This is a genomic window from Chryseobacterium sp. YIM B08800 (genome assembly GCF_026163565.1).
GTDB lineage: Bacteria > Bacteroidota > Bacteroidia > Flavobacteriales > Weeksellaceae > Chryseobacterium.
On the sequence record NZ_JAPDKN010000084.1, the window covers coordinates 1 to 12,430 of the forward strand.

General features: G+C 34.2%; 12 protein-coding genes. 10 read left to right on the top strand and 2 right to left on the bottom strand.

Annotation, left to right across the window (positions count from 1 at the left end):
- The 5 genes from OEW74_RS18910 to OEW74_RS18930 form a co-directional block, all read left to right on the top strand.
- Positions 1-1,243 (top strand): T9SS type A sorting domain-containing protein (locus OEW74_RS18910; RefSeq protein ID WP_265429950.1); only part of this gene is annotated, 1,243 nt, incomplete at its 5' end.
- 355 nt (positions 1,244-1,598) lie between these two features.
- Positions 1,599-2,330, top strand: coding sequence for an intradiol ring-cleavage dioxygenase (locus OEW74_RS18915; RefSeq protein WP_265429951.1), 732 nt, complete (start codon positions 1,599-1,601; stop codon positions 2,328-2,330).
- 98 nt (positions 2,331-2,428) lie between these two features.
- Positions 2,429-3,061: a hypothetical protein gene (locus OEW74_RS18920; RefSeq protein ID WP_265429953.1), complete on the top strand. Its 633-nt coding sequence runs from the start codon at positions 2,429-2,431 to the stop codon at positions 3,059-3,061.
- Positions 3,062-3,082: 21 nt separating this feature from the next.
- The gene (locus tag OEW74_RS18925; protein ID WP_265429954.1) at positions 3,083-4,120 is read left to right on the top strand and encodes a T9SS type A sorting domain-containing protein; all 1,038 of its coding nucleotides are present in this window, start codon (positions 3,083-3,085) and stop codon (positions 4,118-4,120) included.
- A gap of 80 nt (positions 4,121-4,200) precedes the next feature.
- Complete coding sequence (locus OEW74_RS18930) at positions 4,201-4,710, top strand: hypothetical protein (RefSeq protein ID WP_265429955.1); 510 nt, start codon at positions 4,201-4,203, stop codon at positions 4,708-4,710.
- A gap of 48 nt (positions 4,711-4,758) precedes the next feature.
- Here the strand turns inward: OEW74_RS18930 and OEW74_RS18935 are convergent, their stop codons facing one another.
- Entirely contained in the window at positions 4,759-5,778 is a 1,020-nt protein-coding gene (locus tag OEW74_RS18935; RefSeq protein WP_265429956.1) for an LLM class flavin-dependent oxidoreductase, read from the bottom strand.
- Between the two features lie 264 nt (positions 5,779-6,042).
- Positions 6,043-6,624 (bottom strand): TetR/AcrR family transcriptional regulator, encoded by a 582-nt coding sequence (locus tag OEW74_RS18940; RefSeq protein WP_265429957.1) that lies wholly within the window; start codon positions 6,622-6,624, stop codon positions 6,043-6,045.
- Between the two features lie 399 nt (positions 6,625-7,023).
- Between OEW74_RS18940 and clpB the strand changes: the two genes are divergently transcribed.
- The 5 genes from clpB (at position 7,024) to OEW74_RS18965 (ending at position 12,360) form a co-directional block, all read left to right on the top strand.
- Positions 7,024-9,636, top strand: a complete 2,613-nt coding sequence (gene clpB / locus OEW74_RS18945) for an ATP-dependent chaperone ClpB (RefSeq protein ID WP_265429958.1) — start codon at positions 7,024-7,026, stop codon at positions 9,634-9,636.
- A gap of 209 nt (positions 9,637-9,845) precedes the next feature.
- Positions 9,846-10,298 (top strand): hypothetical protein, encoded by a 453-nt coding sequence (locus OEW74_RS18950; protein WP_265429959.1) that lies wholly within the window; start codon positions 9,846-9,848, stop codon positions 10,296-10,298.
- Between the two features lie 9 nt (positions 10,299-10,307).
- Positions 10,308-10,958, top strand: a complete 651-nt coding sequence (locus OEW74_RS18955; protein WP_265429960.1) for a hypothetical protein — start codon at positions 10,308-10,310, stop codon at positions 10,956-10,958.
- Positions 10,934-11,719, top strand: a complete 786-nt coding sequence (locus OEW74_RS18960; protein ID WP_265429961.1) for a sensor histidine kinase — start codon at positions 10,934-10,936, stop codon at positions 11,717-11,719. The genes OEW74_RS18955 and OEW74_RS18960 overlap by 25 nt, the downstream gene beginning before the upstream one ends.
- The gene (locus OEW74_RS18965) at positions 11,716-12,360 is read left to right on the top strand and encodes a response regulator transcription factor (RefSeq protein WP_265429962.1); all 645 of its coding nucleotides are present in this window, start codon (positions 11,716-11,718) and stop codon (positions 12,358-12,360) included. Before OEW74_RS18960 ends, OEW74_RS18965 begins: the two co-directional genes overlap by 4 nt.
- Positions 12,361-12,430 lie beyond the last annotated feature (70 nt).

Consider the following 12,430-nt stretch of genomic DNA (forward strand, 5'->3'; position numbering starts at 1 on the left):
ATGTGGAAATTTGGTTCAGCTTAATTGTAGTGATCCTAATACAATGGATGTTTCTGGTCTTACCGTAGGACAAGAATATAAAGTACGTGTTTGGACATGGTCTAATGATTCTACTACAAATGCTACATTTAATATTTGCGTAGGCACTTTGCCTTTGCCTCCTGCAAATGATAATTGTTCAGGAGCTATAAATTTAACAGTAAATCCAGATTTTTTATGCGCTTCGACTACAGCAGGGACTACGGTTTCGGCAACAGCATCTACGGAAACAGCGCCATCATGTGGTGCAACCGGAACGAATGATGATGTGTGGTATAAATTTACTGCAACCAATACTGCTCATAGAATAGCATTATCTAACGTGTCTGGTTCTACTGATATGGCAATGGCTTTGTATAGTGGCAATTGCGGAAGTTTGGTAAGTATTTCTTGTAGTGACCCGGATATTATGAATGTTACAGGATTAACAGTAGGTCAAGAGTATAAAATAAGAGTTTGGACATGGTCTAGTGATGCTGCTACAAATGCAACATTTAATATTTGTGTAGGAACACCGCCACCGCCTCCAGCTAACGATAATTGTTCTAATGCTACAGTGTTAACTCCAGGTAACACGTTTGCTCAAAATGCTTTAGTTGGTAATACTGATGGTTCAACGAATACACCAGCTCTAACTGCAACTTGTTTAATTACTCCAACCAATGTAGGTGGAAATGTTTGGTATAGTGTTGTTGTCCCTGCTTCAGGAAGCTTAACTATTGAAACGGATGCTGTTACAGGATCTCCACTTTCTGATACGGTAATGTCTGTATTTGCAGATTGTACATCAACTACATCTATAGCGTGTAATGATGATGATGGAAATGGCAATTTCTCTAAAATATCATTAACGGGACAAACTCCAGGAGCTACATTGTACGTGAGCGTATGGAAATATTCAACTGCTACAGATGGAGCGTTCCAGGTTTCTGCTTATGATTCTTCAATTGTTTTAGCAACAGGTGAAACTAAGGCTAAAGATAATTTTAAAGTTTATCCAAACCCATTTGTAGATGTCTTGAATATTTCGGATGTGTCTAATGTGAAGTCAATCTCTGTGATGGATGTTGCAGGAAGATTGGTAAAAACATTTGATAAACCTGAAGCTGCTCTTCATTTAAGAGATCTTAATGCAGGAATGTATTTGGTAATTCTTCACATGAAAGATGGTTCTAAACAAACTATAAAAGCGATTAAAAAATAACAGTTTTTTAGTAAATGATTAAATGATAGAGGCTAGATTTTTCTAGTCTCTATTTTTTTGTCAGATATTTTTGTTTTATTTTCATAATTAATCTATTTAAAAAATCATTTTAAGATCAAAGAGATAAAATCCGAGTGATTTGTAAATATGGGTACAATCAATATTTTTCGAGATAGAATATTTGAAACTTCATTATTGTTAATATTACAGCAATCTGATGAAAAAACGGACATTCATTGCTTTCTTAATTTCTCATAAAAAACCAACCTTTACCGACACATTTTTTCTGTTTACCTCATAAATTTCTTCATCTGTTTTTTTGAAAATACATTTGATCTAAGAAAAATGAGAAAATATGAAAACAATTGACAGAAAAGGCTTTTTAAAAAGTTTAGGTTTAGCAGGCGTTACTGCTTTGGCAGCACCGATTCTGATTCATTGTAGAAATGATGAAGATGAAGATTCTACAACAGGCGTTATTGACAATTCCATCTCAACAGCTTGTGCAGTCACCAATTCGGAAACGGAAGGTCCTTTTCCGACTAAAACACCCTCCAGTTTAGTACAAACCAATATTGTGAGCGACAGAACGGGAGTTCCGATTACAATTGCAATTACCGTTCAGAATGCGAATGCAGGTTGTGCCAATTTACAGGGAGCGATAGTAGACATTTGGCATTGCGACAAAGATGGAAATTACTCTGAATATGGCGGAACAGGGATGCAGTCTGCCAATTACACTTCTGTACATTTTCTGAGAGGCAGACAAACCACAGATTCCAGTGGAAAAGTAAGCTTCACCTCTATTTTTCCGGGTTGGTACAACGGAAGAGCGACCCACATTCACGTTCATATTTATAATACTGCAGGACAATCTTTGCTGGTTACTCAAATTGCATTTCCTGAAGGAAGCGACAGTGCTGTTAACTTGGTTGCTGCAAGTACAGGCTATAAAGGAATGAGCGGTTATACCTACAATTCTAATGATAATGTTTTCAGTGACGGAACCTCCAACGAAATGTCCAGTATTTCGGGAAGCGTAAGCGGAGGTTTCGCGCTGACACACACGATAAAAGTTTCGGCTTAAAAGATATTTCATTTTTATAAATGAGCAGTAAATTATAGGAAATAGATTTGATGATGAAGTAAATAATTTGCTGCTTTTTAATTTTAAATCAATCGATTATGTTAATTCAAAGCCCATCAAAAATTATAAGAAACGATTTCAGAATTTGGAATAAGATTAACACCAATGCTATATCTGAAGTTTTTAATAACCAAATACTGAATGTATACGAAGCTGTTTTAGAAGTAAACGGAGAATGGCGCATTAATTTTGAAGAGGAGAAAACAGTTTTAATCTTGCCATTATATGGTGAAATAATTATCAATGATTATTATCATTCTCTTTTTGCAGGAACTTCTCTTACGATGAATCTCGAGCAGGGAAAAGACCTGGTTTTTAAAAATCATATTTATCATGATAAGGCAGACATTCTGATTTTTGTATTTGATAAGCAAGAGAATATAAGTAACATTTCAAGAAACGAGATAGATTTTACATTGAAAAATAATTTCAGGAATATTTCAGAGTCTTTAGAAACCCCAAATTTTATCGGCATTTACAATGGTCGTGCAGAAGGATTTTATACACTGAAAAACCCAGAAAATTCAATTTTTGGAATGGTAATTAACGGAGCATTTGAATTTCAAAACAGATTGATGGAAACAAGAGATGCAATTCTGCTTTCAGAAATTGAGACTCTCGAATTTGAAGCTTTAAGTGAAAATGCGCTTATAATTTTCTTTGAGGTTTAACATTAAAAAAATTTAGAAAATATGGATAGAAAAAACTTTTTAAAAAATTCTCTTGGATTAGCCGGAGTTGCCGTTGCAGCCCCAAACTTTTTACGTTCTGAAATTGTTTCTGATGAAAATTCAGGCAAAAACTCAGCAAAAAATGTTTTAAGCTGCAGTGTCACCAATTTTGAAACGGAAGGCCCATTTCCTACGCATACTCCATCAAGTCTTGTGCAAACCAATATTGTAGGAGACAGAACGGGAGTTGCTTTTACCATGAATATTTACATCAAAAATACCAATGGAAATTGTGGCGCTTATCAAGGTGTTTTAGTTGATGTTTGGCATTGTGATAAAGACGGAAATTATTCCGAATATGGCGGAACTCAAATGCAGCAGACCAATTATACCAATTATCATTTCTTAAGAGGTAGACAGACGACCGATGCAAATGGTTTAGTTTCTTTCACAAGTATATTTCCGGGATGGTACCAAAGCAGGGCAACGCATATTCATGTGCATATCTACAAGCCGGACGGAACTTCGCTTTTGGTAACTCAAATTGCATTTCCTGAGGGAACAAACAGCGCAGTTTACAACGTAAATGTTAACGGAACTTCTTACGGTTATACCAAAGGAATGACAGGATATACCTACAATGCAAATGACAATGTATTTTCTGACGGAACAAGTAACGAAATGAGTACAGTTACAGGTTCTCTCTCCGGAGGATATATATTGACTCATACGATTTATGTTGCAGGAACAGCGAGCCTTGGAACGCAAGAAACTTCAAATCATAAAAACTTTAAAGTGGATCAAAATTATCCCAATCCATTCAGGGGAGAAACTGCTTTCCCGATTGTTTTAAACGAAAAATCAACAGTAAATATTGATCTATTTGACATCAGCGGAAGAAAAATCACAACAGTTCTTAACCAGCAAAAACTTTCTGCAGGAAAACAGGAAATTAAAATGAGCCAAAACCAACTAAAATCTGGGATGTATGTAGCAAAAATTACTATTGAAAACTCTAAAGGAATATTTAATCAAAATCTAAAGGTTCTTATAAATTAAAAATGCTCCATATTAATTTTATTTAGAGCGGGACAGAATTAGAAAACTTTCCTTTTTCAATTCATCATAATTTAAACATCATGAAAGCAAAAATAAAACTCGCATTCCGAATTGTAATCGACAGAAATTCTGAAATGATTTGGGACAAATATATTTTTGAAGACACCTATTTTGAATATAAAATTCAGCATCAGGTTTTTGATGATAAAGAAAATCCTGTAAAAAATTACTGGGAACTTTTAGCTAAAAATCCTCATGCCGAAAGAATTTCCTTTTTATTGAGTTCAGCGGTTGTCAATTATGTTTCTCAGTTAAATGGCGAGATCAAAAGCCTTCCTGATGTTTTGGGAAATACTTTTTTTCCGATTGAGAATTTTAAATTAGATTTAATAAGTTCCAATATTGAAGATTCTTCAAAGCATAAAATCGGAATCACTTTTTATACTCCGGAATTAGCTTTAATCGACATCATCGACAACAAGTATCTCTTAAATAAAAATATATACAACGAAAATGGATTTGAAACTTTTATGTTTGCTTTTCATCCACAAGTTGCGATTGCTTATTACGAATCGGTCAATCATTCATAAATAATTTTGTAAAAAATCCGCTGGAAATATTTCCAGCGGATTTCAATTTTATTTTACTTGTGGAGCAACCTTTTCTCCAAATAATTCAATGGATTTCATCATTACATCATTCGCAGGATCTCCTACATCCATGTGGCCGATGAATCTTGTAATCCCGAAAATTTCTTTCATGTAATTGATTTTATCGGCAACTTCATTAGCATTTCCGATAAATAATGCTCCATCCTTCCCTCTTCCACCTTCATACTGGATTTTTGTATAAGGAGACCAACCTCTGGAAGCGCCAATTCTATCCATCTGAGATTTATAATTGTGAAAATATCCGTCTACAACTTCTTTTTCATCACTTACAAAAGTGTGAGAATGAATGGCAATCTGCATTTCAGCCTCATCATGTCCTGCTTTACGATATTCTTGTTTGTAAAATTCAATTAAATTTTTAAACTGGATTGGCATTCCGCCAATAATTGCCACCACTAAAGGCATTCCCAATTGTGCAGCGCTTAAAACTGATTGTGGAGTTCCGCCAACTGCTCTCCAAATTGGAAGTTTCCCGTTATTTTTTGCTCTCGGATAAACCGTTTGGTTCTGCATCGGAGCACGTAATTTCCCAGTCCAAGAAACGTTTTCTTCTGAATTTATTTTGAGTAATAATTCTAGTTTTTCATCAAAAAGCTCTTCGTAATCATTTAAAGAATATCCATAAAGTGGAAAAGATTCTATAAAGCTTCCTCGCCCTACAAAAATCTCTGCTCTTCCATCAGAAATCAGATCTAATGTGGCAAAATCTTCGTAAACTTTTACAGGTTCAGATGAGCTCAAAACCGTAACTCCACTTGCTAATTTTATATTTTTTGTAATACTTGCAGTGGCGGCCAAAACGATTTCAGGTGAAGAAACGGCATAATCTGCACGGTGATGTTCTCCCATTGCGAATACATCGATTCCTGCCTCGTCCATTAATTTTACCTGCTCAAGAATTTCTCTGATTTTAATTCCTGCGTTTCTATATTTTCCGGTAGTCTGATCAAAAGCCAAGTCGCCAAACATTCCTATTCCTAATTCCATATTTCTGATTTTTAGATAGAACAAAATTAGGCGAATGAAAACTCAAATGCATTGATGAATGATAAGAACGAATAATTTTTCAAACTATATTTTTTTGACACATAAGTCATATTAGTTTTTAGTTTAAATCATTTAAAATATTTAGACAATATAAAAGAAAAACAAAGATTTTCAAAAACTAATGTGTTCTTATATACACGTCAAAAAAAACTTTAATGTGACTAATGTGTTAAAAATTTTGCGGTTAAAATTAATTTTGAAAGCTTAAGACTGTTTTTGATTCCCCAAGAGACCAAAAAGCAGTTTATCTCTTATCTCATTGGTAATTTCAGACGTTGATTCTATATTTCTTTTAAACCAGAAATAAGAATTATTCAGCGTATGAAGGATAAATCTTGTCGTAAAAGCAGAAGATTTCAGTTCCCAGTTTTCGGCCTGATAAATTTCAGAAATGAGTTGTTCTACTTCTTGCTGGTAATTTTTTCTTAATTCAATAAATTCGGGCAATCTTTCTTCCAAATGCCTCCATTCATTAGAATAAATGTGCGTAACATCGCGGTTTTTAAGAACAACCGATAAATGTTTATCTAAAAAAAGATTAAGCTTTTCCTGCGGAGAAACATTTGTATTTTTTACTTCCTGAAGTTCTGCAAAAAACTCATGAGCAACTCCAAAGCAAATCCACTCAAGAATTTCTTCTTTAGAACGAATGTGTGCATACAATGACGCTGCTTTTATATTTAGTTTTGTTGCAAGATCTCTTACCGAACTGCCCATATAACCTTTCTCTTTGAAAAGTTCTACAGCGACTTCGAGTATTTTGATCTGTTTTTCTTTTAACTCCATAGGTAAAGTGCAAAAGTAATTATTCTGATTTTAATATCCTGATTTTCATCTAATCATTTACAATCTTTCCTATATTTTATAATATTCTACTGTTCAGTGATTACTGACTCATATTTCTCGATTCTCTGTTGAATTATTTAAAATCGGAAATTTTGTCTTTTCAAAACAAACCCAAAAATGAATATTTCGGAAATTTTGTCCATTATTTTTAAAAAATCAATAATTGAACAGTTTTTGAAATACTCTTCACGAATTAAATGATTGATAAGATTGAGGACATCAGAAATTAGAAAATCTGATTTGAAAAATTAACATTTATGAGACTCTTATGGTCTGAAATCTGATGTCTAAAATCTATAAATGAAAGTAAAATTGCAAGAACCAAAAAATACATAAAACATGAACTTAAATCAATATACCGTAAAATCACAAGAAGCCATCCAAGCTGCACAACAAGTAGCAATGGAATTTGGCAACCAACAAATAGAACCTCAACATTTACTGGAAGGAATTTTTCAGGTAGATGAAAATATATCGCCTTTCTTACTGAAAAAATCTGAAGCAGATGCCAATTTGGTAAGAGAGCGCAACCGTGAAAATCTTGAAAAACTCCCAAAAGTACAAGGTGGAAATATTTATCTTTCACAATCAGCAAACAAAGTTTTGCTGGATGCGCCCAACATTGCAAAAAAAATGGATGATGAGTTTGTAACCATCGAACATTTGTGGCTTTCATTATTAGAAACTAATTCTGAAGTTTCGAAAATGCTGAAAGATATGGGCGTTACAAAAAGCCTTTTAGAAGGCGCAATAAAAGAACTAAGAAAAGGAAGTAAGGCAACTTCTGCAAGTTCAGAAGAGACGTATCAATCCTTAAATAAATATGCTAAAAACTTCAACGAACTTGCTGCAGAAGGGAAACTTGACCCTGTAATTGGTCGTGATGAAGAGATCAGAAGGGTTTTACAAATTCTTTCAAGAAGAACAAAAAATAACCCAATCTTAATTGGTGAACCAGGTGTTGGTAAAACGGCTATTGCAGAAGGAATCGCACACAGAATTATCAATGGTGACGTTCCTGAAAACCTGATGGATAAAACCTTGTATTCATTAGATATGGGAGCGTTGATTGCCGGCGCAAAATACAAAGGTGAATTTGAAGAGCGTCTAAAATCCGTCGTAAACGAAGTGACAAAATCTGACGGACAGATTATTTTGTTCATCGACGAGATTCACACTTTGGTTGGAGCCGGAGGTGGTGAAGGTGCGATGGATGCTGCCAATATTTTGAAACCTGCTTTGGCAAGAGGAGAATTAAGAGCGATTGGTGCAACGACTTTGAATGAATATCAAAAATATTTTGAAAAAGATAAAGCGCTAGAAAGACGTTTCCAGAAAGTAATGGTGGAAGAACCGGATACGGAATCTGCAATCTCAATCCTTCGTGGAATTAAAGATAAATATGAAGCGCATCACAAAGTAAGAATCAAAGACGAAGCGATTATCGCTGCAGTAGAAATGTCTCAAAGATATATTTCTGACAGATTTTTACCGGATAAAGCGATTGATTTGATTGATGAAGCTTCGGCTAAATTGAGAATGGAAATCAATTCAAAACCTGAAGAATTGGATGTTCTCGATAGAAAACTAATGCAGATGGAAATTGAATTGGCAGCCATTTCAAGAGAAGGCAATCAGACAAAAATTGACCATTTAAAAGAAGATATTTCAAAAATTTCTGAAGAAAGAAATGAAATTAATGCTAAATGGCTGAAAGAAAAACAAAAATCTGAGGATTTAACCCAGATTAAAAAAGATATAGAATCTCTGAAATTAGAAGCAGAACGAGCTTCAAGGGCGGGTGATTACGCAAAAGTTGCTGAAATTCAGTACGGAAAAATCAAAGAGAAAGAAGATGCTTTGCAAAAACTTGAATTGGAAATGCAAAACCATCAGAATGAATTGATTAAAGAGGAAGTAACCGCAGAAAACATTTCTGAAGTTATCGGAAAATGGACAGGAATTCCGGTTACAAAATTGCTTCAATCTGAAAGAGAAAAACTGTTACATCTTGAAACTGAACTTCATCATCGAGTTGTTGGGCAAGACGAGGCGATTACAGCGGTTGCAGACGCCATTCGAAGAAACAGAGCAGGATTGAGTGACGAGAAAAAACCAATCGGAAGTTTCTTGTTTCTGGGAACAACAGGTGTTGGTAAAACTGAGTTGGCAAAAGCGTTGGCGGAGTTTTTATTCGATGACGAAAACAATATGACGAGAATTGATATGAGTGAATATCAGGAAAGACATTCGGTTTCGAGATTGGTTGGAGCACCTCCCGGATATGTTGGTTACGACGAAGGTGGACAATTAACGGAAGCCGTGCGAAGAAGACCATATTCAGTCGTGCTTTTAGATGAAATTGAAAAAGCGCATCCTGATGTTTTCAACACGTTGTTGCAGGTTTTGGATGACGGAAGATTGACGGATAATAAAGGTAGAGTCGTGAATTTCAAAAACTCGATTATCATTATGACTTCGAATCTTGGTTCGCATATTATTCAGGAAAATTTTGAAGGCTTCGACTCCGCTCAGCCTAACAGCACCGGCGTTTTGGATGAAATTGTAGACAAAACCAAGATTGAAGTTTTTGATTTGCTGAAACAAACGCTTCGTCCGGAATTTTTAAACAGAATTGATGAGACGGTATTGTTCCAGCCTTTAAGAAAAAAAGAAATCGGAAAAATCGTTCAATATCAGTTGAGAGGATACAATGATTTGTTAGCAAAACGAAATATCATTATGACCTCAACGCAAGATGCCGTAGATTATCTGATGAACAAAGGTTACGACCCGGTTTTCGGAGCAAGACCTTTAAAAAGAGTTATTCAGCAGGAAGTTCTCAACAAATTATCGAGAGAGATTCTTGCAGGAAATGTGAATGACGGCGACAGAATCACATTAGATTATTTCGAAGAAACAGGTTTGGTTTTCAGACCTACGGAAAAATAAGTAGTTTTTTTCATATATAAATTAATTTTTGGATAAGTACCACAGATCTCATTCTGTGGTACTTATTTTTTTTAATGGAAAAATAAATTGCAAAGACAGGATTTACAGTGAAAAAACGGAAGACTTTAAAAAGTTTTTTTTGCAAATTTGTACCAGATATAACCATAAAACCTAAGAAAATGAGTAATCAAAATGACCCAAACACTAGTATGAACAACTTAAATTTGAATGATCCGAATACACTTCCTGTAGATTTTATTCAAAATTTAGTAGACAATTACCGAAACAATCAATTGGAATGCATTAATCAAAACATGATGATGGATGATGCACATTCTATTTGGTTTGATTTATCAACGCTGAAAAGCTTTATTACAGAAATAGAAACCCAGGCTCAGATAATTGATCCTAATGTACAAAATGACGATTTAGGAATTCGTTTTTATTATGCTGCATACCCGGGAACTCCTGTACTGCCTATTCCTTCCGACTATGCCAAAAGACATACTTTGGTGATGATTCCTACAAAAAAAGATCAGGATCTTAATTATGATTTTAATCCTTTTGAAGGAAAAGCACTTGCTGTAACCGGAGGATTGGCTTTAGCTCAAAATCACGGAACTTTGGTTCCTCCAAGTACATCAGTAGTAGAGTCTTATTAATCAATCATTATGAGTGACTTCCAATTATTTCTACAAAGTTGCATGATCTTCGCAGAAGGTCTTGCTGCACTTGCATCAATTGTTTTCTTTAAAAAAATAAAAGGAAGTCACTATCGATATTTTTCAATATTTCTGATTTTTATTTTCTGTTGCGAAATATTCGGAAAGTTTGCCGAAAACTATATTTCTTATCCAAAAAATTTATTTTTTAATTACTTCGTAATCCCGATAGAATTTATATTTTTTTATTGGCTTTATGCCTATCAATCACTCAAAAATAAAAAACTGTTTTTTGTATTTTCGGCATTATTTCTTTTAGCATTCATCCCAAATCAGCTTTATTTTGTAAAAAACAAACATATTTTTTCTTTCAACTACACGTTTGGAAGTCTACTGATGATGTTTTTAGTTATTATGGAATATTATAAGCAGGTTAACTCTGATAACATTCTTAATTTTACGAAAAACAGGATGTTTTACATTAATCTTGGCGTAACTTTGTTCTACATAGGTACGCTCCCGTTTTGGGCATTTTATTTCCAGCTTTTGGAACATATGGATATCTGGAGTCTCTATTATAGCTATTTCCTTTTATCCGGAATTGTGATGTATCTGTTATTTGCAAGTTCATTCGTATGGGGAAAACAGAATTATACTTAACTATTATTTTATTCAATATTTTTTTCGTCTTATTTCTGGTAGCTGTGATGATTTATATTAGAAAATACAAGCAGAGAAAAATAGAATATCTTAATGAAATTCAGCTTAAAAATGAAATTCATCAGAAAGAGCTTTTAGCAACCCAGCTCGAAATTCAGCAGGCTACGATGCAGCAGATCGGTCGTGAACTGCATGATAATATCGGGCAAAAACTTACACTGGCAAGTCTTTACATACAACAGTTGCTTTACGAAAATAAAATTCTGGAAGAAAGCGAAAGAATAGATCAGGTTTCGCAAATTATCAATCAGTCTCTGCAGGATTTAAGAAGCCTTTCAAAAACATTAACCGATGATAACATTAATCAGAAAGACATTATAACTTTAGTTCAGGAAGAAGTAGATAATGCGAGTGTATTGAAGAAATGCAAAATTCATTTTGAGCATAATTTTGAATACCTTGATCTAGATTTTGTTTATAAAAATGTTTTATTGAGAATTACACAGGAGTTTATTCAGAACAGTATTAAACATTCAAAGTGTAAAAATATTTTCATTAAGCTTAATACTACCGAAGAAAATCTTTGGGAACTAAAAATTAATGATGACGGAATTGGTTTTGACATCGACAAAATTCTCTCCAACGGAATCGGGCTTACCAATATGAAAAACAGAACAGCAATCATTGGAGCCGAATTTAATCTTGAAAGTAATAAAAACAGAGGTACCATGATTGAAATAAAACTAAAAAAACGACCATGAAAAAGACCATTGTAATTGTTGACGACCATTTATTGATCGCCAAAGCGCTTGAAGGAATTATAGATAACTTCGAAGATTTTGAAGTAATCGATGTGGCCGAAAACGGAAAAGATATGATTGACAAGTTTGAAAGTGGGCAGAAAATTCCGGATATCATTCTTTTAGACATCAGTATGCCGGTTATGAACGGTTTCGAAACTGCTGTATGGCTTAAAGAAAATCATCCAAATATCAAAGTAATGGCGCTCAGTATGCAGGGTGACGACAACAGCGTCATCAAAATGATCAGAAACGGAGCCAAAGGTTATCTTCTTAAAAACACTCACCCGAAAGATCTGGAAATTGCACTTACAAAGCTAAACAGCGACGGTTTTTTTTACCCGGATTGGGCATCAAAAATTATTTTTTCGAATATGAGTGACGAAAAAAATAATGAGAAAAAAAAGAAAATCTCTGAACGAGAAAAAGAATTCCTTACTTATACTGTTACTGAACTGAGCTATAAAGAAATTGCAGAAAAAATGTGCTGTAGCCCAAGAACTGTAGAGAGCTACAGAGATCAGCTCTGTGAAAAATTTGATCTTAAAACAAGAGTCGGTTTAGCTGTTTTTGCAATTAAAAACGGTTTTGCAGAATCGTAGCTAATGATCTAATTAAAATTTTCCCACCCGTAGTGCATTTGGTTTAGATTGAATAAAAGTTGTGCAAACT

Coding starts and splice junctions, on each gene's coding strand:
- OEW74_RS18915 (WP_265429951.1), top strand. CDS start 1,599: ATGAAAACAATTGACAGAAAAGGCTTTTTAAAAAGTTTAGGTTTAGCA.
- OEW74_RS18920 (WP_265429953.1), top strand. CDS start 2,429: ATGTTAATTCAAAGCCCATCAAAAATTATAAGAAACGATTTCAGAATT.
- OEW74_RS18925 (WP_265429954.1), top strand. CDS start 3,083: ATGGATAGAAAAAACTTTTTAAAAAATTCTCTTGGATTAGCCGGAGTT.
- OEW74_RS18930 (WP_265429955.1), top strand. CDS start 4,201: ATGAAAGCAAAAATAAAACTCGCATTCCGAATTGTAATCGACAGAAAT.
- OEW74_RS18935 (WP_265429956.1), bottom strand. CDS start 5,778: ATGGAATTAGGAATAGGAATGTTTGGCGACTTGGCTTTTGATCAGACT.
- OEW74_RS18940 (WP_265429957.1), bottom strand. CDS start 6,624: ATGGAGTTAAAAGAAAAACAGATCAAAATACTCGAAGTCGCTGTAGAA.
- clpB (WP_265429958.1), top strand. CDS start 7,024: ATGAACTTAAATCAATATACCGTAAAATCACAAGAAGCCATCCAAGCT.
- OEW74_RS18950 (WP_265429959.1), top strand. CDS start 9,846: ATGAACAACTTAAATTTGAATGATCCGAATACACTTCCTGTAGATTTT.
- OEW74_RS18955 (WP_265429960.1), top strand. CDS start 10,308: ATGAGTGACTTCCAATTATTTCTACAAAGTTGCATGATCTTCGCAGAA.
- OEW74_RS18960 (WP_265429961.1), top strand. CDS start 10,934: ATGGGGAAAACAGAATTATACTTAACTATTATTTTATTCAATATTTTT.
- OEW74_RS18965 (WP_265429962.1), top strand. CDS start 11,716: ATGAAAAAGACCATTGTAATTGTTGACGACCATTTATTGATCGCCAAA.